This window comes from Nostoc sp., from assembly GCF_036917355.1.
In the GTDB taxonomy this organism is placed as follows: domain Bacteria; phylum Cyanobacteriota; class Cyanobacteriia; order Cyanobacteriales; family Nostocaceae; genus Nostoc.
This window is the reverse complement of the sequence record NZ_JBALDP010000103.1, coordinates 93,616-119,781: the sequence shown is the minus strand read 5'-3', so window position 1 is coordinate 119,781 and position 26,166 is coordinate 93,616. Positions and strand designations below refer to the sequence as shown.

The following is a 26,166-nucleotide window of genomic DNA, read 5'->3' as shown; positions in this document are numbered from 1 at the left end:
TTACCCAGTTGAAAAAGAAGAATTGTTCTATTTATACCCTTGTTCGCGAAAATCTCAATCCAATTGCTCTCCCAACTTGCCCAATAGTATAACTCTTGAAATATAATCTACGGTAATTTTATCGGCACAAAGTATAATAAGCTTTAATCACCACTAATACTATCGATAAACCGTATATTATGGATAAAGCAATAAAATAACCAACTTCAAAAGACAAATTTTGAAGTAATCAAGCAATATCTTGTGATATTTGGCTAATTTTGTTGTGTTTATTTTGAATATCTTCTCAAAGCTTTTTCTTTTAGAGTATTTAGCAAGCTGGAAGACATTAGAAAGTTAGAAGGAGTGAATGTGATCAACGCCATACAAATTAACGAAAACTTGACAACAACAGGACAAGTCATACCGAAACAGCTTGAGCAAGCTATTCAAGAGGGTTTTAAGTCTGTTCTGAATCTGCGATCGCCTGATGAACTAGGATTTTCTAAGGATGAGCAAAAAGTAGCGGAAGCATTGGGGCTGTATTATCAAAATGTTCCACTTAAGGTGGATCTCAAAAATTTGAATGAAGAGGTGATTACCAAAATCCTCACCACACTCGAACAAATCCCGAAACCAGCAGTTGTGCATTGTGCCGCCGGGATGCGATCGACTGGAATTGCGCTGTTGAGTATCGCTATCCAAGAAGGATTAACGCCAGAGGAAACTTTAGCAAAAGCAAGAAATCTCGGCTTTGGATTCTTTGAACACGCTGGCGTTAGTCCCCGATTGAAGCAATTATTTGTGGACTACGTTCACAAACACGCGAAGGTAGCTTTACCTGCTAGCTGCTCTTAAATGGATGTTAGTTATTTCTAATTGTTATGTCCTAATAGACTAGAAGGCTGCTATACAAATCATTGAAGAAGAATTCAGAATTCAGGAGCAAAGCAAAAAAAGCTCTACGGCTTGGCGTCAGAATCAAGACGCTCTATGAGACGCTGCGCATAGTTTTTTTCTTTGCAGGGGTAACGAGTCGCACAGAATTCAATTGGAGAATTCTGGCTTTTGACTCCTGAATTCTTTCTTCTTAAAAATTAAAAACTGCTCTTGCTGAAAGTAGACAAGAGCAGTTTTTAATAGCAAAGCCCAACATAAAAATTTAGGCATCTTCAAGTTCAAATTGAGCCACCGTAACAGCATTAAAAGCGAAAGCTAAAACTAATGGCATTGGCGACTGAAACCAAAAGGTAAAAAGAACAGCTAGGATTGTGCCAACTACTGCGGACATTGACCACAATCGTTCTTCCAAGGTCAGTCCTTTTTCGGCTTTAATCAATCTGAGAACATGAACTGGAATTGGCTCTGGCATTACCCCACCCGGAGGGAAAGCCCAGAAGTTGTTACGTCGCTCAACAAATAAATCTGTCCAGCCATTTTCTTGGCACCATGCTTCAATCCATTGAAGTGAGTAATGATTCATCATCGGGTTTCGGAGTTCGGTTTGTGAAAGTTGTGTGCTTGGTGAATGTAAACTCTGGGAGATTCCTGAAGAACTAACTAATCGCTATAAAATTAACGCTAATTATCGAGCTTTAAGCTTTGTTAAGCAATTGAGACGCATCTAATTACGACTCAAACCTTGCTTTCATTAATTAAAAGACTAACAGTTCATAGGGGCTGTTGAATTTAAAAGACAACAAACTTTACTTGCAAAATAGAAAGTCAAGAATTGTAAATAACTCCGTGAGTATTACTGCTTAAAAAAGTTTTTATCTGTTGAAAATTTAAATCCACAGATGAAGAATTGTAAATTAAGTCAACAAGCATAGGTCATAGTAGACATTGCTTTATTCAGCTAAATTATTCCTTAAGAGTTAGGAATTTCAAGTTTTATTTTCATCAAGAGCGACAGCTTATGCTGCCCGTCTCTATTTTGCTAAAGCTTGCTTGATGTGAGAAACAATTTATACTTAGTCATTGCGATCGCTATTTAGTAATTATTGTTTTGATATCTAATTTTAGTGCGATCTGCAGATTGCCCCTCTCTACCTCAAGTAGCAAGGAGAATTTTGCTAAAGTAAGAAGTTTATGCTCTTTTTGCGTTACAAAATATTAAGCAACGGAAATACACGTTTTCCAAGTCCAGTAGCAAGGCTCGGAGTCTCAATTAGTACGATCCAGTCTTGCTAATATTCAAATGCGGTAATAAAATGCGGGAATTATACACTAAATTGGCTCTCAATATCTTTTGGCGGCAAACACTAGCATTCCTTCTCGGAATTATTATCTGGTGTGTGGCCGATCCAGCAGTGGCAGTAGACTGGACTCATCCACTGTCATTTAGCAATGCAGAGCTATCAAGACGTGATTTTTCTGGACAGAGTTTGCAAGCTGCGGAGTTTTCTAACGCCAATATGGAATTGGCTAACTTTACAAACGCTGACTTACGGGGAGCAGTCATGAGCGCTTCGGTGATGACAAAAGCAAATCTCCACGGAGCAGATTTAACGAATGCAATGGTCGATCAGGTAAACTTGACTAAGGCAGATTTGAGCGATGCAGTTTTCAAAGAAGCTCTTTTGCTCCGCGCCATATTTAATGATGTAAATATAGACGGTGCAGATTTTACAGATGCAATTTTGGATAGAGCGCAAATCAAAGAACTGTGCGAAAAAGCCAGTGGTGTGAATTCCAAAACAGGCGTGCAAACTCGTGATTCTTTAGGATGTCAATGAAGCGTGTTGGTGTAATTGGTGGCGGACAACTAGCCTGGATGATGGCGGATGCAGCACAGAAGCTAGGAGTAGAATTAATAGTACAAACTCCAAGCGTTCACGACCCGGCTGTGTCAATAGCTCAGGAAACTATTTTCGCGCCAGTTGATGATGCAAGTGCTACGGAAATATTAGCTCAAAAATGCGATGTTATCACCTTTGAAAACGAATTTGTTAACCTGAATGCTTTATCTGGTTTAGCACAGCAAGGTGTTTGTTTTCGCCCAAAATTAGAAGCTTTAGCTCCTCTTTTAGATAAATATCATCAACGTTGCTATTTACGCGACTTGGGATTACCAGTTCCTCAATTTTTCGCCCTTGACGAGGTGGAAAATCTCAAATCAAAAATAGAATATCTAGGTTTTCCAGTAGTTTTGAAATCTCGCCGTCATGGTTATGATGGTCAAGGTACTTTCATAATTCAGGATTTTGCTACTTTAGAGCAAAAGCTAAGTCATGAAAGCACAACAAAGACTTTAAATCAATCACTTTTCTTGTTAGAAGAATTTGTCCCCTTTGAAAGAGAACTAGCAATAATTGCAGCTCGTTCTGTGGAGGGAGAAATTGTCACTTACCCAGTAGTGGAAACCCAACAAGAACAACAAGTGTGTCGGCGGGTGATTGCACCAGCCGAGATTACGCCTAATCAAGTAGCAGAAATCCAAGCGATCGCACATACTCTATTAAATAGCTTAGAAGTAGTGGGCATTTTTGGAATTGAGCTATTTCTCAGGGCTGATGGCAAAGTTTTGGTAAATGAAATTGCACCCCGTACCCACAATTCTGGGCATTTTTCTCTTGACGCTTGTGAAACTTCGCAGTTTGAGCAGCACCTGAGAGCAGTTTGTGGTTTCCCTTTAGGAAATCCAGCTTTGCAGTGCGCAGGTGCTGTAATGGTTAACCTACTGGGGTATGAAAATTCTCACAGCGACTACCAAAGCCAGCGTCAACAAATAGCAGAAATTCCCCAGGCGCACGTTCACTGGTATGGGAAGACAGAATCACGTCCTGGGCGGAAGTTAGGGCATGTTACTGTTTTACTGGATAATCACGATACAGAATTGGCAGGTGCATACGCCAACAACATCGCTCACAGCATAGAATCTATCTGGTATCCCAGGTAAATAGATCGGAAAGTTTCGATATTGAACACACAACATCTTTTGAAAAGCTATAATGAGTGAGTTGCACTACGACGTTGGTGACTGCCATCAAGTTTTTTGATCTATGCCTTTAATGACAAGGGAGTCAACTGTTCTCGTGGCAGTATACCGGGCATGTACCCGGAAACTTTAAACGAGGAATTTAGGTTCCCACCTGGATAAACCCAGGTCATAAACTTAGGTAAAACGGCGTCGCGGTGAACTTAAAATTATTAGCTCCCAAAGTCAGTTAGAATTTGGGAGCTTTAATTATTTCAATCAATTTAAAATAAGCGAATTGACAGCAAAGATTGCCATATTTTTGGGAAACCTAGATATTGAGGTCTCAAGAATTAAGCCGTATGGTCAGCATTCCCGGATATCACGTTAGCAAAGAACTCTACAACGGTTCTCGAACCTTGGTTTATCGCGCTAATCGAGAAACTGACCAAAAATCTGTGGTGATTAAGCTGATGAAAACTGCTTATCCCAGCTTTAGCGAATTGGTACAGTTTCGCAACCAGTTCACCGTTGCCAAAAATTTGAATCTACCTGGAATCATCCAAACCCATAGTCTAGAAACCTATCAGAATGGCTATGTGTTAGTGATGGAAGACTTTGGGGGAATTTCTCTAAAGCAGTGGCAAGACAGAGTAGAGAATAGAAAAATAGAGGAAACACCACAAGCTCTGATTGATTTTTTACAAGTAGCGATCGCACTGTGCAATACATTAGATATTCTAATTCGTCATCGTGTCATTCACAAAGATATTAAACCCGCCAATATTTTAATTAATCCAGAAACTAAAGAAGTTAAGTTAATTGACTTTAGTATTGCATCTTTATTACCACGAGAAACTCAAAGCCTTATGAGTCCTAGTGTATTAGAAGGGACACTTGGCTATTTGTCTCCAGAGCAAACTGGAAGGATGAATCGGGGGATTGATTACCGTACTGATTTTTATTCTCTGGGTGTAACTTTTTACGAATTACTAACAGGACAATTACCATTTCAATCGCACGAACCGATGGAATTGGTACATTGTCATATTGCCAAACTTCCGCCTTTAGTACATGAGATTAATCCACAAATTACACCTGTACTCTCATCTATTGTCAGCAAATTGATGGCGAAAAATGCCGAAGACCGCTATCAGAGTGCATTTGGGCTAAAATATGATTTAGAAAATTGTTTGGCTCAACTCAAAGAGACGGGGAAAATTGTAAGTTTCCCAATTGCTCAACGGGATGTGTGCGATCGCTTTATTATCCCAGAAAAACTCTATGGGCGCGAGCATGAAGTTGAAACTCTGCTCAAAGCATTTGAACGCGTTAGCAACAACCAAACAGAATTAATGCTGGTGGCTGGTTTTTCTGGTATTGGTAAAACAGCTTTAGTTAACGAGGTTCACAAACCTATTGTCCGGCAACGGGGCTACTTCATCAAAGGTAAATTTGACCAATTTAATCGGAATATTCCTTTCTCCGCTTTTGTGCAGGCATTTCGAGACTTAATGGGACAATTACTGAGTGAAAGTGATGTCCAATTGTCAACTTGGAAAAATAAAATTTTACAAGTGCTGGGCAATCAAGGGCAAGTCATTCTTGAGGTAATTCCTGAACTAGAACAAATTATTGGTCAACAACCACCTGCAACTGAACTTTCACAAAGTGCAGCCCAGAATCGCTTTAATTTACTCTTTCAAAAGTTCATTCAGGTATTCACTACAAAAGAACATCCATTAGTAATTTTTCTTGATGATTTGCAGTGGGCTGATTCTGCATCGCTCAAATTGATGCAGTTGTTGATGAGCGAGTTAGGAAGTGGAGCTTTACTTTTAATTGGGGCTTATCGAGACAATGAAGTATCTACCGCGCATCAATTGATGTTGACTTTAGCGGAGATTCGCAAAGCCAATGGTACAATTAACAACATTACTTTAGCTCCGTTAAGTAAAGCTAGTTTAAATCAATTGGTGGTTGATACCTTAAGTTGTTCGAGTAAAACTGCCCAACCACTAACGCAACTCGTCTATCAAAAAACTCAAGGAAACCCATTTTTTGCAACGCAATTTCTCAAAGTATTATATGAAGATGGACTGATTACTTTTAATTTTGCTCAAGGTTACTGGCAATGTGATATTGTTGCTGTGAAAGCACTGGCCCTTACGGATGATGTTGTAGAATTCGTAGCGCTACAGTTGCAGAAGTTGCCCGATGCAACGCAAGATATGTTGAAATTAGCTGCATGTATTGGCAACCAGTTTGATTTGCTAACCTTAGCAATTGTTTCTGAAAAATTGGAAACCGAAACGGCAGCATCTTTATGGAAAGCTTTGCAAGAAGGGTTAGTTTTACCTACTAGTGAAGTTTATAAATTTTTTCAAGATAATGAGCATAATTCTGACTCAAACCCCTTCAATTCTAATGTCCAAATCCCTATCTATAAATTTTTACATGACCGGGTGCAGCAAGCGGCTTACTCTCTAATTCCAGATGAAGAGAAACAATTTACCCATCTTAAAATTGGTCAATTACTCTTACAAAATACCTCTGAATCACAGCAAGAAGAGCGAATTTTTGAGATTGTCAGTCAGTTGAATCAAGGAATATTGTTAATTACCCAACCGGCTGAACGTCAACAATTAGCTCAGTTAAATCTGAATGCTGGTCGAAAAGCGAAAGAATCTACTGCTTATGGTGCAGCAATTCATTACTTCTATTCTGGAATGCAGTTGCTACCGATTAATAGTTGGGAAATCGCCTACGAATTAACTAGAAGTTTATACGAAGAAGCTGCCGAAGCTGCCTTTCTCAACAATGGATTTGAGCAGATGGAATCTCTGATTCAGGTTGTCATCGAACAAACAACCACCTTACTAGATAGAGTGAAAGTTTATGAAGTTCAACTCCAAGCTTATCAGGTGCGGAATCAATCATTCAAAGCGATCGCAACTGGACGCGAACTTCTGGCTCAACTTGGGGTAATATTACCTGAATCAGTAACACCTCCAGACATTCAGCAATATGTGGTCAACACCCTCTCGACTTTGGCAGCCAGAAGTATTGAGGGCTTAGTTGATTTGCCATTGATGGACGATACCAAAGCTTTGGTTGCTTTGCGGATTATGGCTAGCATTGCTCCCGCCATCCACCAAACTGCCCCTTATCTGTTCCCAATTATTGCCTGTGAAGAGGTGAATTTATCTCTTAAATATGGCAATGCACCACTTTCTGCACCAGGATATGCAGATTTTGGAATTGTACTTAATATTTGTAACCAACTCCAGTCAGGCTACGAATTTGGACAGCTAGCTTTAATGCTTGTGGATAGATTTAAAGCAAAATCTGTTCAAAGTATGACTCTATTTAAGGTGGGTGCATTAAATCAATTTAATAAACAACATGTTCGCACCTCAATTAGTTTATTACAGGAATCCCATAGTCTTGGGTTAGAGACAGGCGATTTTTTTCATGTGCTGGCATCGATGATTTTCAAGTTATTCTATGTCTATTTAAGTGGCACAGAAGTTTTGGAAATTCTCTTAGCAGATATCAAAGCCTACGAGTCTAATTTTGCCCAAAATCAGCGCTTATTAAATTGGTCGAATATAATCTGTCAAAGCATTAACAATTTAACCAAATATAGCGATCGTACAGAGCGCTTCATTGGTGAAGACGATCGAGATGAACAACTATTATCTGTGCTGCTCGAAGAGAATGACGAATTAACACTCCATGTATTTTTCCTAAGTAAATTAACACTCAGTTATTTGTTTGAGAATTTTCCGGCGGCAGTTGAAAATGGAAATCAGGGAGAGCAATACCTCAACGGTGGCGCAGGAATGCTATCTGTGCCTGTTTTCTACTATTACGATTCTTTATCTCGTCTGGCTGTCTATCCAACGGCTGAACCATCTCAACAAGAACAATTACTCTTAAAGGTTGGCGAAAATCAAGAAAAATTGCAGTTTAAAGCCAACTTCGCACCAATGAATTTCCAGCACAAATTTGATTTGGTGGAAGCAGAACGGCATCGGGTTTTGGGCGAAAAAATAGCAGCAATAGAATTATACGATCGCGCCATAACTCTAGCGAAAGCAAACGAATATATCCAAGAAGAAGCCTTGAGCAATGAGTTAGCTGCCAAGTTCTACCTCGACTGGGGCAAAGAAAAAATCGCCCAAGTTTATATGCAAGAAGCTTATTACTGCTATGCCCGTTGGGGTGCTAAAGCTAAAACTGAGGATTTAGAAAAACGCTATCCTCAACTTCTGGCTCCCATCTTACAAGGGCAGCATCATCGCTTTCAACTGAATTCAACTGTTGATGCATCATCATTTCCTCATCAAACTATCCACACAAATCTTTCTAGCAGCAGTATTTCAGAAGCACTCGATTTTGCCACCATCTTTAAAGCCGCACAAGTTCTTTCCAGTGAAATTCAATTAGAGCAATTACTCACTACTCTTTTGCAAGTAGTAATGGAAAATGCTGGGGCACAAAAAGCTGCATTACTTGTACTTCAACAGGGCGACTTAGTGGTTGAAGCTGTAGCTACTATCAATGAAGGAGTCAGTCTGGTATCTGCACCATTGTCAACCAGCGAAGGCATTCCCGTCACACTGGTGAACTATGTCAAACGCAGCTTGAAAACTGTTGTGCTGGATGATGCGACAGCACAAACTTATTTTATTGCCGACTCATATTTCATGCAGCAACAACCTAAGAGTGTGTTGTGTACGCCGATGTTAAATCAAGGTAAACTCATTGGGCTGCTATATCTAGAAAATCCGCTGACAATTGGGGCATTTACAAGCGATCGCACCGAAGTTATCCAACTGCTATGCGCTCAAGCTGCCATCTCTCTAGAAAATGCCCGTCTTTATCAAGAATCTCAAAATTATGCCCAAGAGTTAGAGCGATCGCTACAAGAACTTGAGCATACCCAATTACAAATGGTGCAAAATGAAAAAATGGCAACCTTGGGTAATTTAGTTGCTGGGGTGGCACATGAAATTAATAATCCGATTGGATTTCTCAAAGGCAGCCTTAACAATGCCGAAGACTATATTCAAGACTTACTCGCCCATATCCAATGCTACCAACAACATCATCCCAATCCGGCGATCGCAGTCATTGAGCATGGCGAAGAAATTGACCTAGAATTCCTGACTGAAGACTTACCAAAGCTAGTAGACTCAATGAAGGTGGCTTCAGAAAGGATTAAAGATATTAGCATCAGTCTCCGCACTTTTTCCAGAGCCGATACAGCCGAAAAAGTTGCTTGTAACCTCCATGAAGGGATTGAGAGTACGCTGTTGATTTTGAAGTATCGCCTCAAAGCTAACGAAAAACGTCCAGCAATTGAAGTCATCACTGAATATGGAAAATTACCACCAGTTAAGTGCTTTTTAGGACAGCTAAATCAAGTATTTATGAACATCCTTGCTAACGCCATTGATGCCTTAGATACATCCTGCGAGGGGCTTTCTTTTGCTCAAGCACAAGACAATCATCACCAAATACTGATTCACACCGAAGTATCCAGCGAGCAAAACATGGTGGCAATTCGCATCAAAGATAACGGTCAGGGGATGCCAGAGGAGATTAGAGCAAGGATCTTCGATCGCCTATTTACAACCAAAGAGGTTGGGAAAGGAACGGGATTAGGACTCGCGATCGCTCGTCAAATTGTTGAGGAAACCCATGATGGGCGGTTGAGTTGCAATTCTGTGCTTGGTGAAGGAACAGAATTTGTCATTGAGATTCCAGTGTTTTAACTAATTTGTGATTTTCCTCTCAATGCATAACGCGTCTAATTTTTCGGTAATGTGGAAAACAGCAATAGCATAATTCTTCAAATCTGTATAATTTGATTCTAAATTAGGTATCGTTCAGAGTTAAGATGACACAATTGCGTCAAATTGTGGTTAAAGCTACAAAAATTGTTAAAACAACTAACTTATACCGTATTTCCAGCCTCAGTCTTCCGACTAGAGAGTGGTTTAACTTTTATTCATCAAGAAATTCCCACCACTCCCGTAGTTGTGGCGGATGTTTGGGTGCGTGCTGGAGCCAGCCTAGAGCCAAAACCGTGGTTTGGTATGGCGCACTTTTTAGAACACATGATTTTTAAAGGTACGGCGACGCTACCCCCTGGAATGTTCGATTCCAAAGTGGAAAACCGGGGTGGTGTGAGCAATGCGGCGACAAGCTATGATTATGCTCATTATTCACTCACCACAGCTGCCCCTTATTTAAAAGATACTCTTCCCTACTTGGGAGAACTTCTGCTCAATGCGGCAATTCCAGAAGATGAATTTAGCCGGGAACGGGATGTAGTCCTAGAGGAAATTCGCTCTTGTCAGGACGATTCTGATTGGATAGGATTTCAAGCTCTAATTCAAAGCATCTATCCGCATCACCCTTACGGACGTTCGGTTTTGGGTACTGAGCAAGAACTGATGCAGCAATCGCCAGAAGCAATGCGCTGTTTTCACCACGCCCACTATCAACCGGAAAACATGACGGTGGTAATTGCAGGGGGTATAGCCCAGCAACCAGCTTGGGAAATGGTAAATCATTCATTTGCTGATTTTGCTGAACGCTCGAATTGTCCGCAATTTGAGAAAGTAGCAAAGCCAGTCATAGCAGGAATTCACCGTCAAGAACTGTGTTTACCACGCATAGAGCAAGCGCGATTGTTAATGGCGTGGCTGGTACCCGGAGTAGAAGATATACGTACTGGCTATGGTTTAGATTTGTTGTCGGTATTGTTGGCAGAAGGGCGGACTTCGCGTTTAGTGCGTGATTTGCGCGAAGATTTGCAATTGGTACAGGGAATTTGCAGTAGTTTTTCTCTACAACGGGAATCGAGTTTATTTACAATTACTGCCTGGTTAGAACCAGAAAATCTAGAGGAAGTTGAGTCCTTAATTTGCGCTCATTTGGATGATTTGCAGACTAAAGGAATTAGCGAACAAGAACTTGCCCGCACACGCAGACTTCTATGTAACGAGTATGCCTTTTCTACCGAAACGCCAAATCAACTGACAGGGCTTTATGGGTATTACAATACCATTGCCCAAGCTGAATTAGCTGTGACATATCCCCAGCAAATTCAGTCTTTTGATGCCAAAGAACTGCAAAAATTAGCTAAACAGTATCTATCGCTGGAGAATTATGCGATTACTATACTTAAACCGTGTTAGTCATTAGTTATTAGTCATTAGTAATTAGCAAAAGACGAATGACGAAGAACAAATGACAAATGACAAATGACAAAGGACAAACTAGAAATGACAACCTTGCTGCAAAAATCGCCCATCCATCGCACTGTATTGAACAATGGCCTTGTCGTGCTGGTGGCAGAAAATCCGGCTGCGGACATTATTGCGGCGCGAATCTTTGTGCGTGCCGGTAGTTGTAATGAAAACCGGAAGCAAGCAGGGTTGGCGCATTTGCTCTCAGCAGTGATGACAAAAGGATGTGATGGACTTTCTAGCTTGGAAATTGCCGAAAAAGTTGAGTCTGTAGGGGCGAGTTTGAGTGCGGATGCTGGCACTGATTATTTTTTGCTATCTTTCAAAACCGTAACATCCGATTTTGGGGAAATTTTAACATTGGCAGGGCGGATTTTGCGATCGCCGACTTTTCCCGAAACTCAAGTGGAACTAGAACGGCGTTTAGCACTCCAGGATATTCGTTCTCAAAAAGAGCAACCGTTCAATGTCGCCTTTGAACAAATGCGGCAGGTAATGTACCAAAATCATCCCTACTCCATGTCAGTGCTGGGAGATGAAACTACCATGAGTTGCTTAACTCGTGCAGATTTAGTGGAGTATCACCAGACTTATTTCCGTCCAGATAATGTAGTAATTAGTATTGCTGGTAGAGTCACACCCACAGATGCAGCAGCGTTAGTGGAAGAAGTTTTTGCTGATTGGGAATCCCCATCTCAGGCACTACCAATACTAAATCTACCTGAGATTAAGGTGGAACCGCAGGTAAGGGTTAAGCCAATACAGACACAACAATCAATCGTGATGCTTGGGTATTTGGGAACATCGGTGAGTTCTGTTGACTACGCCGCCCTGAAGTTGCTATGTACCTACTTAGGAAATGGGCTTTCTAGTCGCTTGTTTGTCGAATTGCGGGAAAAACGTGGTTTAGCTTACGAAGTATCCGCCTTTTACTCCACAAGGCTATTTCCAGCCTCCTTTGTAGTTTACATGGGTACAGCACCAGAAAATACCAGCATTGCTCTAGAAGGACTGCGTACAGAAGTAGATTTGTTGTGTACCACTGAAGTATCCGAAAGCGCGCTCCAAGCTGCTAAAAACAAGATCCTGGGGCAATACGCCTTGGGTAAACAAACCAACGGGCAAATTGCTCAGATATACGGTTGGTATGAAATTTTGGGCTTAGGAATTGATTTTGACACCAAGTTCCAAGAATTGATTGCAGCAGTGAGTGCCAAGGATGCGATCGCTTCAGCTTGTAAGTATTTAAAAGAACCTTACTTGTCTTTAGTTGGTCAAGAAGAAGCAATTAATCGAGCGATCGCGAACTGAAAATGTGCCGCAGCCACGCCCATCAGAGATATTGTAAAATACAGCAGCTGTTTTTTAGACCAAGCGGCTGTACCATTAGCATGAGAATATTCTGGGAGTGAATTCCATGCAAAGCAGCCTGACAGCAAGTATTTTGAGTTACTTAAAATTACTAGACCCAACTGTAAATCGCTGTAGAATGGAAAAACGGCAAAAGGATTGGTGGCCAAAGAGGTCTAAATCTTTATCAGCCATTAAAATACTCTTGTTCTCCGCTACGCCTCTACTTATTACCTCAACGACTCTAGTATCAATAGCAGCACCACAAAAAATTGTCCAAGTAAATCCTGGAAATAGTATCAACCGCCCTAGCCTCAAAGTTGGTAGCCAAGGCGAACGTGTAGCTGAACTTCAGGCAGCTCTGAAACTTTTGGGTTTTTATTCTGGTGCAGTAGATGGTATTTATAATGAAAATACAGCTACTGCTGTTTCCCGATTTAAACAAGCAGCTGGCTTGAATCCAGATGGCGTTGTTGATGCCAGCACTTGGCAACGACTTTTTCCTAATCAACCAGTAGCAGCATCAACTGCCCCTTCATCCCAGCCAAGATTTAACTCAGCTACAAATTTTCCTGTTCCAACCCAGGCTAGTAACCTTACCAACGTTGGAAATCCCAACCCCAACCCTCCCAGACAAGCTGTAACACAAGTTCCGACTAGACCAGAACCAAAACCTACTACCCCAAAAAAAGCTGTAACCCAAGTTACGACCAATCCTGAACCAAGACCTGCTACTCCCAGAAAAACTACAACTTCTAGCACAAAGAAACCGCCGAAGCGTACTACATCAACTACTAGAACTCAGTCAAACACAACTACAAAACGAACTCCTGGTATTCAATACACCTCAGAAGGATTGCCAATTTTGCGTATAGGATTACGTGGTTCTGAAGTTGTTAAGTTGCAACAACAACTGAAAAAGCTGGGTTTCTTAAAAGGTGATGCCGATGGAGACTTTGGCGAGACAACCGAAGCAGCGGTGAAAACTGCACAAAAACGCTATGGTTTAGAACCTGACGGCGTAGTTGGTGGCTCTACCTGGGAGGTTCTTTTGCGGCGTTAGGCATAGTATGAGCATAGCCAGCGTCTCCTTTGCGTGTAAGCAAAAACGTTGACAAAATGCTCCGAAGTTCTGATAACTTATTTCTTTTTTGGAAATCCCCAAGTTACAGAGGTTTTTCAACTTCAATAAACCTCTGTAGGGGTTTTGCGCTTCAAAGCATTTTTGATGAATTTAACTAAATCACCGTAAGTTCCCCACTTAAACTGTACTCAGGTTAGTGTGGGTAGTTCACTGCGGTACATCCTGCAATACGATAAAGATATACCGATTAGAAGTATCTCTCTTGCCAGTACTGAAAAATTACATTGATTTTAGGCTGATAAAAGATGGTGGCAACTTTAGGAGTCAAGCACAACAACACTCGACAGTGTTACAAATCACAACTGGCAATAGTGAAATTAATTAAACTTACTGCTAATTCCTCTAAAAAAACTTATGCAACACTTTTTATTAACTTGGCTCGGTACTGCGGTGGCGTTATTCATTACAGCTAATATCGTTCCGGGATTCTTTATCAAGAATTTCGTGACTGCCTTAATCGCTGCCTTTGTAATTGGTTTGGTTAATGCATTTATTAGACCAATTTTGCAGATTTTGGCGTTTCCGATTACCTTGCTCACCTTTGGTTTATTTACATTGGTGATTAACGCCTTAGCCCTTTGGCTGGCAAGTGTCCTAACTCCTGGTTCTGGTTTTGAAATTCAGGGTTTTTTACCTGCTTTGTTAGGTTCAATTGTACTAGCAATTGTTTCTAGCATAATTAACTATTTTTTGAGAGTTGTTGACTAGAAAATTAAGAAACTTTTGTAATACTAATAATATTTAAAGCTTGGGCAATAGCAAGAGTTACCGCTCCTGGTTGCCCTTGTATTTGGAAAATTTGTTTAGGAACTAAAAACTTCACTCGCAATTCTTCTATGTTTGTAAAGGGGAAAACAGTCAAAGATGTGAGTTGAGAAGCTGCAAGAATAGCAGCTGCCTCTGCTACGCTAGGTGTACCTACTTTATCGTCGGTAATTGTGGCAGGGTTGGGGACACAGACAGAGCGAAGTATTTCCGCAGGAAAGGTTTTTAGAGGCAAATTGCGGAGGCGACAAAGTTTGATTAAGCCAACTTCCGAGGCTTTAGTATCAATGGTAGCAATACCTGCGATCGCACTTGGAAAAAGTTGATTTTCTCGAAATACTTGCTCAATTGCCAGATCGATCAACTCCCATGATGTTCCCCGTTTACAACCGATTCCTACCCATAAAACCTGTTGCACTTGGTGTATTTCCTTACTCAATTCGTCAGGGTTTGGTTTACTCCAACAGCCAACCAAATAAATCTCCTACAGTCAGCCTCAACTCACTTGCAAAATCTGGCACAGGGAGTAAAGCTTCTGATTCATCCAACATGACTGGCTGTTGGTTGCGGATGTAGACAAATACCGTTTGTTCTTCTGGATCGATCAGCCAACCCATTTGTGTTTCATAATTCAGGCAATGTAAAATATTTTTTGTAACTTTCGTTTGTCTTTGGTCAGGCGATAGAATCTCAATAGTCCAATCGGGAGCTACTTGGAATACATTGGCAACTTCACCATTTTCATCGCGAGGAATTCTTTGCCAAGTAAACACAGAAATATCTGGAACTATTGACCTTCCACCAAAAGTACACCGCAGTTCTGGAAAAGCACGAGCAATTCGCTGGGGCTTGACTATTAAGTTGACAGTGCTAACCATTTCACCTTGAATTATACTGTGCTTTCCCTGTGGCATAGGTTTTTGAATAATTTGACCATCGATGTATTCACTAGCGGGTTTCGTTTCTGGTAAAATTAGAAACTCTGCCAAAGTTATGTTTTTAGATGGTGTCCGTACCATAACCGATCGCCTCCAGTCCAGCAATTCTAATTAAAAAACCGCAAAGTACACAAAGAAAAAATCAGCTTAACTCTTACTCTGCGTACCTTAGCGTACCTTTGCTTTAAAAAAATATTACATCCTCTCCAATACCTGAATTCCCAACAGAGATAATCCCAGTTTCAGAGTTCTAGCAGTCAAATCACATAAAACTAAACGGGATGTGCGCTGCGGTTCCTGTGCCTCTAACACCTGAACTCCCTGATTGCGATCGTAAAACTGATTAAACTTTTTACTCAGTTCGTACAAATACTCACATAAACGATTAGGCAGCAAGTCTTGCTCTACACTACTAATAATTTCATCCAGTTGAAGTAAATATTTTGCCAGCGCTAATTCTGTTTCATGTTCCAACAAAACAGCATTATTTTCCAACTCTTTAAAGTTAATATCACCCTTGCGGCTAATCCCCTGAATCCGCGCATAAGCGTACAGCATATAGGGCGCAGTATTACCTTTAAAATCCAGCATTTTGTCGTAGCTGAAGATGTAGTTACTGGTGCGATTTTGGCTTAAGTCTGCATACTTAACTGCGCTGATTCCAACTACTCTAGCAACTTCATTAATGAATTCTTCACTTTCTTGGCGTTCTTCTTCTTGTAATCTAGTTTTTAAGTCAGCATGGGCACGAGAAACAGCTTCATCTAATAAATCCCGCAACCGCACAGTATCACCAGAACGGGTTTTGAATTTTTTACCATCTTCTCCTAACACCAACCCGAAGGGAACATGGACTAATTCCACATCATCAGGAATCCATCCGGCTTTGCGTGCCACTTGGAAAAATTGGGCAAAGTGGTTTCCTTGTCCAGCGTCTGTAACATAAATTATCCGCTTTGCTTCATCCTGCTGAATCCGGTAGCGGAGAGATGCTAAGTCTGTTGTTGCGTAGTTATAGCCGCCATCTGATTTCTGCACAATTAAGGGCAAAGGTTCACCTTCTCTATTTGTAAACCCTTCCAAGAAAACACATTTTGCCCCTTGATTTTCTACCAGTAATCCAGATTTATCTAAATCTTCTACAACCCCAGATAGTAAAGGGTTATAGAAAGATTCTCCGCGTTCAGTTAACTTGATATCTAGCAACTCATAAATTATTTGAAACTCCCGCCGCGACTGTTCGCACAACAGTTTCCAAGCATGGAGTGTATCTTCTGCACCTGCTTGTAATCTGACGACTTCTTGGCGTGCTGTCTCTTGAAAAGCTTCATCAGCATCAAACCGCAGTTTGGCTTTGCGATAAAAAGAGACTAAATCACCAATATCTAAGGCATTAGCGGTGGTAAGCGCATCTGGGTAAACTTCCCGCAGATAGGCAATTAACATTCCAAACTGCGTACCCCAATCACCGACATGATTTAACCGCAGTACATCATGTCCTTGAAATTCTAAAATTCGGGCGATGGAATCACCAATAATTGTCGAACGCAAGTGTCCGACGTGCATTTCTTTGGCAATATTGGGACTGGAAAAATCAACAATTTCCCGCTTTGGCGTTTGCGCGGCTGGAACTCCCAGCCTGGGATCGGCTTGAATCGCGTTTAGTTGTGCTTCTAAATATGCTGTTTTCAGCTTGAGATTGATAAATCCTGGCCCAGCGATTTCTGGCGGTTCGCAGATTTCGGATACATCTAGTTTCTCAACGATCGCACCTGCGATCGCTCTTGGTTGCTTTCCTAACTTTTTACTCAGGGATAAAGCCACATTCGCCTGATAATCGCCAAATTTAGGATTGCTAGCAGGAACCAAAATTGGATCTACTCCAGCCAATTCAGCGCCAAAAGCCGCGATTAAAGCCTGCTCTACCTGAGCTTTTAGTTTTTCTTGTGTAGCGTTCATATATAGATTTTATCTGTGAAAGGGGGAATGTAGCTCTGGAAAAGCTTGATTATTTTAACCTTAAAAGATATTCATCAAGTCTAAGCAAAGACTGTCAATTTAAGGTATAACCCCCTGAAATTGTCTCCCATCCTTGGCATAACTTCTAGATTCTGACGATACCGAAGTCGATTTTGACAGACTACTAGTTAATCAAGCCAACTAAAGCGTAGTACGTAGTAAACACTTTAGCGCTTAAAACAAAGACTAAACTTATTTACCCAGGTTTCATTGATTTGATAGATTACTACGTTTCCCAACGTAAGTACGGAGATCTTCTCTATTTGTATAGCAGCGTATTAACTAAGCCTTGGCTTTGTTGATACGGATGACGGCACACCATTAGTTATCTACCTCATTTCAATGAAAATTCTTATAGATTAAGCTTTTAGCTTTTCACTATAGAAATTGCACATCTGATTTTCATAAAAAGTATATATTATTCATGAAGTTTTAATCATGCATAAGTTTAACTACTAAGTGTTGATAACAGTCTAATACTAGATAAAAAGTCTCTTTTTTCAGTAAAAATACTTTAGATAAAGGGCTATTTAAATATACTAGCAAAAGTAAATAGACAGATTGACGTTGCAGAAGTCTAGCTGTTAGAAGTAAGAGACAACTGAAGAGAGATAGCTGCTCATAAAAGCATTATCTAAATTGTCTTTCCTACTTAATGGCTCATAATATGAAACCTAATTTATTCACTGCCTTGATTGCCGCTACAGCTACATTAACCGGATTAGTTTCCAAAGTAGAAACTGCATCTGCTGCTGATTTTAATTGGAATAGTTCATGGACTCAACCAACTGTATATAATAAGTCTCAAACTGGTTTTAACGACGCTCCTTTTCAACAATTTGTCCAAGCAGAAAGTGCTGCCCTTCCAAACAGCGGACAATTTCAATTAGACCCCAGTAAATTAAATCTAAAATACGACCACGATGTTTCTGTTTACTTTATTAATGAGGGCGCAGGTTATAGAAACCAGTTAGCCTTTGAAGCTACAGGAACTACTAACAAGTCTGGGCTGCTTTTTAATGATATTTCTTGTGAAGGGACTGGATGTGTTGGCGGCTGGGGCGGTAACGCACTAAAACTAGGTGATGGGGTCAAAGTTGGTAATGTTACCGCAGGTACTCAACTTGATTTATGGTTGAGAGCCGATGGTTTGAACCGTGGCAACTCTGCCAATATATTTGGTACTAAAACTGCCTCTAATGCTGACGGACTACAGCACGCAGTTGCTTATGCTTACAACAACTACATCCTCCTGGCATTCGAGGATTTATACGGAGGTTTATACGCTTCAGGGATAGATTCTGCAACTGGTAAGTGGAATGAAAGTTCCGATCGCGACTTTAATGATGTTGTCGTCGTTCTTGATATCGGTGAGGCAAATGTTAAAGCGTTAATTGGTGCTACTGTTCCTGAACCATCTGTTACTATATCAATGTTTGCGGTGGGAGCAGTTGGTATGTTTGGATTGCGCCGCCGCCGTCAAAGTCGCACTTCTAACTAAACTTTGAGACGGTGCTTAATATAAGGTGCATTTAGTTCCATTGGAAAATAACAGGCGATCGTTCGCATTTTCACCCGTATAAATAATGTACGGGTGATTTTACGTTTGTAGTGGTATTTATATTTTATCTATTGCGATCGCGTTCTAAATCATCAATGACTTTTTGCAAATACCACTCGTCTGACATCCCAGGATGATAATCTTTGTTTTGCTGAATCAATCGTTCGGCAATTTCCCAGTATCCCCCAACCATTCGTAAAAGTCGCTGACGTAGCAGGTGATATTTTTGCTTTTTTGACTCTGGACTAAATTTCTGGATTTTTTCTAGGCTATTTAAGACTTGTTGATAATTTTCCCAGTCTTCTTGTTCGCAAAAAATACTCCCTGCCCGTTGATAATCTTCTACGGCGTTTTGTATTTCTTCTAAGCAAGTATAAGCAATGCCGCGATTGTAATAAGCTTGAGCATCATCAGAATTGATTTGCAACGCTTGGGTGTAATCTTGAATTGCACCGAGATAATTGCCCGTTGCCCGATAGACATTACCTCTGGCAATATAAACTAAGCCATCTTCGGGTTGCATCTGAACTGCTTGGTTGAGATCCGCGATCGCACCTTGATGATCTCCCAAGACAGAACGGGCTTTACCTCGGTTGCGATAGACAATGGCATCTTGAAAATTTAGTCGTAATGCTTGATTAAAATCTGCGATCGCTTCTCGATAATTCCCCATTTTATAACGCACAACCCCACGACAGCAGTAAGCTTGGGCATCTTGCGGATCGGCTTTTAATACCCAGTTTAAATCGGCGAGTGCTTCTTGAGTATCTCCCTTTTCAGCTTTTTCTAATAATTGCGTGAAATAATCATTGGTGGATAAAATTGGCGCATTGCTGGAAGGCGATTCCTGAAGGGCAGGTAATTCTTTAGGTTGTAGCTGTTTAATTCGTTCTAGACAAAGACGACAATTCTCTTTGTCCATTTGCTCTAGATATAACCCAGCAGCTTTTTTAAAGTTAGCGATCGCATCTTGAATATAACCCTGTTTGCGCCGCACCATTCCCCGCAGATTATAAGCAGCAGCATAATTGAGATTGAGACGAATCGCACGTTCAACATCATCTAGCGCTCCCGATAAATTTTTCAGCGCTACCCTAGCCAATCCCCGACAATAATATGCCTCTACACTCTCAGGATTCAGCTTTAGGGCTTCGGTATAATCTGAAACAGCTTTCAGAATTGCTCCTGAGTCATAATGTGCTAAACCCCGTTGTAAATAAGCTTCGCTAAAGTAAGGTGTCACTTGTAAAGCATGGTTAAATTCCTCAATTGCTCCCGCGTAATCTTTTCGCCTAGCCTTTTCCAATCCCCTATTGTAAAATTCGTCATTCATGGCATTTGTTTGGTTGATTCAGTTAATTGAATTCCAGCAGGCTTGTTTGTAGCCTAACCTATGCACTCGCCTTCATATTTTAAGTATATTTCATATTTTTTGTGAAATAAAAACAACACACTACCCTAAGTTGTTATAAATGGAATTTATCCAATAGAATATTGTACAATTACAAATTCTAGAGTTAAGTTTCATTCAAATATCACTAATTATTTATACTAATGAAAATTAGAACTATTACAACAGGTATATCAATTCAATCTCTCCAATATCAGGAAAAAATTAAGCAAGCTGCTGAGTTTAATCAGCAGGTGCAGATTTTGTTTGAAAAACAAGGATATGAAGTCCAAACAACTAGAATTGCTACTAATAGCTGGGAAGAATATCTGCAAGGCTTATCAAAAATCGAAATTATTAATGAAATTCAAGCTCTCGAACAACTTTGTCAAAATTTAAATATCAGCTTTTTCAATATTGGTTATGCCAGCAAATCTGAAACTATAGATATAATTCCAGATATCAATAAAAATACATCAACTATTTATTGCTCTAGCAAAATTGGGGACAGAGAAAACGGTATAAATTTTGAGAATGCTAAAGAATCTGCCAAAGCTATTAAACGTATTTCCCAAGAAAGTGAAAATGGCTATGGTAACTTTCGTTTTTGTGCATGGGCAAACTGCCAGCCAGATATCCCATTTTTTCCTACGGCATACCATATAGGCAATACATCTTTTGCTATAGGTTTAGAGTTAGGTGATTTAGTAATGCAAGCATTTTCACAAGCAAAGAATATTCTTACAGCAGAGCAACACCTGCAATTAATTTTAGAATTAGAATTAAATAAAATCGCAGTTATTGCTGAAAAAATCTCCGATAAATTTGCCGTTATATATAGAGGAATTGATACATCTCTAGCTCCATCTTTAGATAAAGAAAATAGTATTGCTTTTGCTTATGAAAAATTGATTAATGGCAAGTTTGGGCATTCAGGAACTCTCGCAATTTCTGGGATGCTGACTCGCGTATTGAAAAATGTATCAGTAAAAATCTGTGGTTATTCTGGACTAATGCTTCCAGTTTGTGAAGATGTTGGACTAGCTACCAGAGCTAATGAGCAAACATATAATATTACAAATTTATTATTATATTCAGCAGTTTGTGGCTGTGGACTGGATACAGTTCCGATTCCAGGTGATATCACAATAGAAAAAATTACAGCTTTATTAATTGATATGGCAACTTTAGCTATCAAATTAGATAAACCACTATCAGCAAGATTATTTCCAATTCCAAATAAAAAAGCTGGGGAAATGACTACATTCAATTCCCCATATCTCGTAGATTGTAAAATATTTACGGTTGACTAAAATTATTCTGAAAGCAAGCTGGGAGAAGTTAGCACAAAAACATCTCTACTTCCTTGAGCATCAATCTGTGGTTTGATAGGAGTGGTAAAGTGGAAAAACTCATGATCGTTGACTAATAAGAGTTCTCCCGGATTTAGAACTTTGCTAAACACAGGCTTTTGTTTTTTGTCAGTATATAGATGTGTTTCTCCACCTTGGATATTATCTCTATCTACTGAAAATATACCAATAAAATCAGTACCATCTTGATGGATACCTTCAGGTGCTGGATTACCCAAATTATCCGCCGAACAAATAGTTCGAATTTGATGAACTCCGATTTCAGCTTCAGGATGAAGTTTACAAGAATCACTAAATGCTAAGACAAGATTCTTAAAAATATCAAGTTCTATAAGTGCATCTTCTAATTCTGCAAACTCTCTTTTTATGTCACCCACTAATGGATTATACTCTTTACTTTGAAAGAGGTAGCCATGAGGTAATTTGATTAATTGATTTCCAGAAACCGTGAACCGAGATAATCTTCTGGAACGATAAGTGCCTTTGATATAAGGGTCAATAGGCATATTACTAAAAAAGGACTTAAAACCTTCTGGATTGATAGAATTTACCTTTCTTAGAGTAAACAGAAAAGCATATTCTAATTCTGTTGCTGTCCACACTTTTTGCATAGGATTTACCTCCTTGCACGTTGAAATTTTCCCAGATTGTTATGGGAGGCTTGTAATACTTAGTATATGCTACTTTTTATTACTATGTTGTCAATTTAACTACAAAAATTGACAATCCATGATATATGAAGTTACTCAACTTCTGTCGCAGGGCAGAGTAGCTGCTGAAAAGATTTGCAGATATGGGTTCGGTGGGCAAAAAATCGACGTATATTTACAAACAGCAACAAGGTTCCATAATGATAGATTGGCTTTACCGTTACCCGGCTTTATATCCTGGTATTTTACTCAAGCGTTACAAGCGGTTTTTTGCTGACGTTCAACTGACTTCTGGCGAAATAGTGACAGCACACTGTCCCAATACAGGGCCAATGACTGGAGTATCGACACCTCTAAGTGCCGTACAGCTTTCCAAAAGCGATAATCTTAACCGCAAATTGGCTTACACTTTAGAACTAATTCAGGTACATGACAATGAGCCGACTTGGGTAGGCATAAATACTTTTTTGCCCAATCGGGTGGTAAAGCTAGCTTTGGCGAAACATCTTTTCCCGGAATTGGGCAACTACAGCCAAATCAAGGGTGAGGTAGTTTATGGACTAGATAAAAAAAGTCGAGTGGATTTTTTCTTAACAGGCAGTGATCAGGAACGCCCGATTTATTTAGAAGTGAAAAATACAACTTTGTCTGAAGGGAGATTAGCCCTATTTCCTGACACGGAGACTACAAGAGGACAAAAACACTTGCGAGAACTGATGGCGTTGTTACCTTTCACTCGTGCGGTGATGCTTTACTTTATCAATCGCGGTGATTGTATCGAGTTTTCCCCTGGCGATCGCACAGATCCTATATATGGTAAATTATTGCGGGATGCGATCGCTCTCGGTTTAGAAGTCTTACCTTGCCGTTTTGAAATTTCCCCCGAAGGTATCCGTTATTTAGGTTTGGCAAAACTAAAAATTTGATTACAGCTAATTAACAGAGACTAGCAATTGCAACGTTTCTACATGCATAAAACAATAAATCCATCTAGATCCTGTCTAGATGGATTTATTGGTAGTTGATGTTTACTAAAAAACATTCAACCAGACTCTAATGAAGAAACGACTATAGGTAGTCGCCACCCCAGAAATAGCGATCGCTATTCTGACGTTTTGTTATGCAGGAATCAAAACTGTGTCAATGACGTGGATGACACCGTTATCAGCAGCAACATCTGCTGTTGCAACAGTTGCATCATTGATCTTAACGCCATTAGAAGCGTCAATTTTTACATCTGAACCTTCAACTGTTTTAGCTGTCTTCAGCTTAACTACATCAGCAGCAAGTACCTTGCCTGAAACAACATGATAGGTCAAGATTTTCTTGAGCTTTGCAGGATCTTTCAATAATGCATCTACAGTACCAGCTGGAAGCTTATTAAACGCTTCGTCAGTGGGTGCGAAGACGGTGAATGGACCTGCACCTTTAAGTGTATCTACCAGACCAGCCGCTTGGATTGCTGCAACTAGTGTCTTGAAAGAACCATTGTTGGTAGCAGTGTCAATTATGTTGGCCATGTGTTTTACCTAGTTCTGTGTAACTTGTTACAAATCTAAACTATTAGTTTAATAAAATCTATCTATCATTAGGTGTATGTTAAATCATTTTTTTTATTGATACCATAAGAGTTTGTATACATTTTTATACAAATAAAGAATTATATGTACATCCCTCAGGTGGATGAGTTATGGGCAATGCTGGATGCGCTCACTCTTTTTTACATACTGGTAGAGGCGATGAAGCGATCGCATCCAAAGATTGTTAGAGCAGCACTCACGATACCAACAAAGTTAGTTAGACTGACGAACAAAAGCATTTAGTTGGTATAAATAAAGCTTTAGATGTTTAGGATCTCTCTGAAAGTTTTATAGCAAAATCCTACTATATAGACTATGCAAGGTTTTTAGAGAATTTAAATATACTTGCATTAGCTTTTTGTCATGGTTCGCTGACCAAAAAAGTTGGTAATAAGCGTATTTAACTGATATTATTTCATCACTAAATACATTTCACTCGCTGTTTGTGTAATTCCACTTGGAAATAACAAACGGCCCATTACACCAATGCTTTTAGCAATTGTGATTGGCCGTTTATTTCCAGAATTTATGATGCGTAAGATTTACGCCAAAAATTTCTCTAACTCCCATTTATCTATATCCTCTACCTTCTGTGTAGTTGGTATTTCTATTGCCTGTGCATAAGTCAGGTATGTCAACAATGAGACTTTTAGGTAATATTTTCCCCAAACTATAACTTTCATGAACAGAAGAAGACTTATTGCTTGGATTGCTACAGCAGTGAGCAGCATGATGCTGGTAATAGGCTTGCAGTTCGTTAATTTATCACCAGCAAGCTCTGTAACGACACTTAACGTATATGCGGCTGTCAGCTTAACAAACGCGCTGAATACCATTAAGACTCAGTACCAAAATGCTAACCCAGGCGTCAATGTTGTTTATACGTTTGGTGCTTCTGGTACTTTACTGAGTCAAATACAAGCAGGAGCGCCAGCAGATATTTTCATTTCTGCTGCTAACAGCCAAATAGATGTATTGCAGAATTCAACCCCAAGTAAATTGGTTGCAGGTAGCCGTAAAAACGTTGTCAAAAACCGTCTAGTTTTGATTGCGCCTACGACATTTCCCGTTAGTGCTGGTAGTACTGCCCTCACTAGCTTCAATGGTTTGACCAATGCCAACATTACTGGTATTGCCATAGGTGACTACACAGGTACTCCTCCAGTTGTGCCAGCAGGAAATTATGCCAAACAAGTTCTCACTAGCCGAGGTATTTTTACTACTCTCAGTCCTAAATTATACCGTGCTGCCAATGTGCGTGCCGTCTTAACTGCTGTTGAAAATAAAACTCTTGTAGTTGGAGGTGTAACTAAAACTATCAGTGCGGGTGCTGTTTACAAAACTGATGCGGCCATTTCTAACAAGGTAAGAGTCGTACAAACTGCCCTCACAACAGAGAGCGATGCGATTGTTTATCCACTGGGTATACTCACTAGAACTAAAGTTTTAACGACGGCACAGAGTTTTTCTAACTACTTAAGTGGTAGTACTGCTCAGAATATCTTCAAAAATACTTACGGGTTTATCCTGCCTTAATCACCAGAAAGTAAATCAATCTTGTACTCGTTGTCGTGAATTTTGAACTATTTGGAGTCATGTCTTGTGAAGTTCACTAAAAAACTCTCAATTATTGTTTGTAGTTTGACTACTGCTTTCCTTCATACTGCTGTGATTACTAATACTTATAAGTCAGCAGCACAAGCTGAAAGACAAGAACTGATTATCAACGGGGGATTTGAATACGACTCTCTTATAGATCCAACTAATCCCGAAACTACAAATCCTAATGTTACAGGATGGGTTAAATCTGGTAATCCGATAGATATATCAGGTACTAAAATTGACAATTTTCCTAATACTGGTAAGCAGGGATTATCGCTTGGTGGATTTTCAGCCATTAGCTACATATCACAGACTATACCTACATTTCCTGGTCAACGCTATAAACTTATTTACTATCTTGCATCGACAGAAGAGGCACCCGATCTGAATAACAAATTTAAGGTTTTTATAGGTGGAAAAAAGGTTTATGTTCAAAAAAATACTCCTTACCAATCCTACACACAATACACATTAAATTTTAAAGCAGAAGGAAAATCCACTGAAATAAAGTTTGGCTCCCAAGCCAAGTATGCGTTTTTATATTTGGATGATGTGAGTGTCAAAGCTACACCTAAACATCAAGGGAAAAACTATGGGGATGAATAAACCATAGGTGAAAGCCTAAGCAATG

The 26,166-nt window shown here is 39.9% G+C and carries 22 protein-coding genes and 1 other RNA gene; 15 read left to right on the top strand and 8 right to left on the bottom strand.

The window, feature by feature from the left end; translation table 11 throughout:
- The first annotated feature begins 351 nt into the window (after positions 1-351).
- The gene (locus V7K53_RS31085) at positions 352-837 is read left to right on the top strand and encodes a beta-lactamase hydrolase domain-containing protein (RefSeq protein WP_335201354.1); all 486 of its coding nucleotides are present in this window, start codon (positions 352-354) and stop codon (positions 835-837) included.
- A 304-nt stretch (positions 838-1,141) separates the two neighbouring features.
- Here V7K53_RS31085 and V7K53_RS31080 read toward each other — a convergent pair whose 3' ends face one another.
- The gene (locus V7K53_RS31080) at positions 1,142-1,465 is read right to left on the bottom strand and encodes a hypothetical protein (protein ID WP_335201324.1); all 324 of its coding nucleotides are present in this window, start codon (positions 1,463-1,465) and stop codon (positions 1,142-1,144) included.
- A gap of 727 nt (positions 1,466-2,192) precedes the next feature.
- On the opposite strand from V7K53_RS31080, the gene V7K53_RS31075 reads away from it, so the two are divergent.
- The 8 genes from V7K53_RS31075 (at position 2,193) to V7K53_RS31040 (ending at position 14,365) form a co-directional block, all read left to right on the top strand.
- Entirely contained in the window at positions 2,193-2,717 is a 525-nt protein-coding gene (locus tag V7K53_RS31075; RefSeq protein WP_322688343.1) for a pentapeptide repeat-containing protein, read from the top strand.
- On the top strand, positions 2,714-3,880 hold the full coding sequence (locus tag V7K53_RS31070; RefSeq protein ID WP_335201322.1) for a 5-(carboxyamino)imidazole ribonucleotide synthase: 1,167 nt from the start codon (positions 2,714-2,716) through the stop codon (positions 3,878-3,880). Before V7K53_RS31075 ends, V7K53_RS31070 begins: the two co-directional genes overlap by 4 nt.
- Before the next feature lie 60 nt (positions 3,881-3,940).
- Positions 3,941-4,124: non-coding RNA, 6S RNA (gene ssrS, locus V7K53_RS31065), on the top strand.
- A 136-nt stretch (positions 4,125-4,260) separates the two neighbouring features.
- Positions 4,261-9,681, top strand: a complete 5,421-nt coding sequence (locus V7K53_RS31060; protein WP_335201321.1) for a trifunctional serine/threonine-protein kinase/ATP-binding protein/sensor histidine kinase — start codon at positions 4,261-4,263, stop codon at positions 9,679-9,681.
- 165 nt (positions 9,682-9,846) lie between these two features.
- Positions 9,847-11,112 carry a M16 family metallopeptidase gene (locus tag V7K53_RS31055; protein ID WP_335201320.1) on the top strand — a complete coding sequence of 422 codons (1,266 nt, stop codon included), beginning with the start codon at positions 9,847-9,849 and terminating at the stop codon, positions 11,110-11,112.
- 66 nt (positions 11,113-11,178) lie between these two features.
- Entirely contained in the window at positions 11,179-12,474 is a 1,296-nt protein-coding gene (locus tag V7K53_RS31050; RefSeq protein WP_335201318.1) for a M16 family metallopeptidase, read from the top strand.
- Between the two features lie 106 nt (positions 12,475-12,580).
- Entirely contained in the window at positions 12,581-13,576 is a 996-nt protein-coding gene (locus V7K53_RS31045) for a peptidoglycan-binding domain-containing protein (protein ID WP_335201317.1), read from the top strand.
- A 435-nt stretch (positions 13,577-14,011) separates the two neighbouring features.
- Positions 14,012-14,365: a phage holin family protein gene (locus V7K53_RS31040; protein WP_292749212.1), complete on the top strand. Its 354-nt coding sequence runs from the start codon at positions 14,012-14,014 to the stop codon at positions 14,363-14,365.
- 4 nt (positions 14,366-14,369) lie between these two features.
- On the opposite strand, the gene V7K53_RS31035 is transcribed toward V7K53_RS31040, so the two are convergent.
- From V7K53_RS31035 to argS, 3 genes are all read right to left on the bottom strand, one after another.
- Positions 14,370-14,840: a cobalamin biosynthesis protein gene (locus V7K53_RS31035; RefSeq protein WP_335201316.1), complete on the bottom strand. Its 471-nt coding sequence runs from the start codon at positions 14,838-14,840 to the stop codon at positions 14,370-14,372.
- 37 nt (positions 14,841-14,877) lie between these two features.
- Complete coding sequence (locus V7K53_RS31030) at positions 14,878-15,441, bottom strand: Uma2 family endonuclease (RefSeq protein WP_335201315.1); 564 nt, start codon at positions 15,439-15,441, stop codon at positions 14,878-14,880.
- Between the two features lie 114 nt (positions 15,442-15,555).
- A complete protein-coding gene (gene argS / locus V7K53_RS31025; protein ID WP_335201314.1) occupies positions 15,556-17,319 on the bottom strand; it encodes an arginine--tRNA ligase in 1,764 nt (587 codons plus the stop codon).
- A gap of 727 nt (positions 17,320-18,046) precedes the next feature.
- On the opposite strand from argS, the gene V7K53_RS31020 reads away from it, so the two are divergent.
- Entirely contained in the window at positions 18,047-18,880 is an 834-nt protein-coding gene (locus V7K53_RS31020; RefSeq protein WP_335201313.1) for a DUF4114 domain-containing protein, read from the top strand.
- Between the two features lie 124 nt (positions 18,881-19,004).
- Here the strand turns inward: V7K53_RS31020 and V7K53_RS31015 are convergent, their stop codons facing one another.
- Entirely contained in the window at positions 19,005-20,273 is a 1,269-nt protein-coding gene (locus V7K53_RS31015) for a tetratricopeptide repeat protein (RefSeq protein WP_335201312.1), read from the bottom strand.
- Positions 20,274-20,494: 221 nt separating this feature from the next.
- On the opposite strand from V7K53_RS31015, the gene V7K53_RS31010 reads away from it, so the two are divergent.
- Positions 20,495-21,643, top strand: a complete 1,149-nt coding sequence (locus V7K53_RS31010; RefSeq protein ID WP_335201311.1) for a DUF711 family protein — start codon at positions 20,495-20,497, stop codon at positions 21,641-21,643.
- A gap of 2 nt (positions 21,644-21,645) precedes the next feature.
- Here the strand turns inward: V7K53_RS31010 and V7K53_RS31005 are convergent, their stop codons facing one another.
- Entirely contained in the window at positions 21,646-22,314 is a 669-nt protein-coding gene (locus V7K53_RS31005) for a 2OG-Fe dioxygenase family protein (protein ID WP_335201310.1), read from the bottom strand.
- A 239-nt stretch (positions 22,315-22,553) separates the two neighbouring features.
- Between V7K53_RS31005 and sfsA the strand changes: the two genes are divergently transcribed.
- Positions 22,554-23,279 carry a DNA/RNA nuclease SfsA gene (gene sfsA / locus V7K53_RS31000; RefSeq protein ID WP_335201309.1) on the top strand — a complete coding sequence of 242 codons (726 nt, stop codon included), beginning with the start codon at positions 22,554-22,556 and terminating at the stop codon, positions 23,277-23,279.
- Positions 23,280-23,471: 192 nt separating this feature from the next.
- Here sfsA and V7K53_RS30995 read toward each other — a convergent pair whose 3' ends face one another.
- On the bottom strand, positions 23,472-23,873 hold the full coding sequence (locus tag V7K53_RS30995) for a fasciclin domain-containing protein (RefSeq protein ID WP_292776453.1): 402 nt from the start codon (positions 23,871-23,873) through the stop codon (positions 23,472-23,474).
- A gap of 144 nt (positions 23,874-24,017) precedes the next feature.
- On the opposite strand from V7K53_RS30995, the gene V7K53_RS30990 reads away from it, so the two are divergent.
- A complete protein-coding gene (locus V7K53_RS30990; RefSeq protein WP_335201308.1) occupies positions 24,018-24,176 on the top strand; it encodes a hypothetical protein in 159 nt (52 codons plus the stop codon).
- Between the two features lie 299 nt (positions 24,177-24,475).
- Here the strand turns inward: V7K53_RS30990 and V7K53_RS30985 are convergent, their stop codons facing one another.
- Complete coding sequence (locus V7K53_RS30985; protein ID WP_335201307.1) at positions 24,476-24,616, bottom strand: hypothetical protein; 141 nt, start codon at positions 24,614-24,616, stop codon at positions 24,476-24,478.
- On the opposite strand from V7K53_RS30985, the gene modA reads away from it, so the two are divergent.
- Both modA and V7K53_RS30975 read left to right on the top strand, forming a co-directional pair.
- Complete coding sequence (gene modA / locus V7K53_RS30980) at positions 24,615-25,469, top strand: molybdate ABC transporter substrate-binding protein (protein WP_335201306.1); 855 nt, start codon at positions 24,615-24,617, stop codon at positions 25,467-25,469. The genes V7K53_RS30985 and modA overlap by 2 nt on opposite strands.
- A 66-nt stretch (positions 25,470-25,535) precedes the next feature.
- The gene (locus V7K53_RS30975; protein WP_335201305.1) at positions 25,536-26,141 is read left to right on the top strand and encodes a DUF642 domain-containing protein; all 606 of its coding nucleotides are present in this window, start codon (positions 25,536-25,538) and stop codon (positions 26,139-26,141) included.
- Positions 26,142-26,166: the final 25 nt, after the last annotated feature.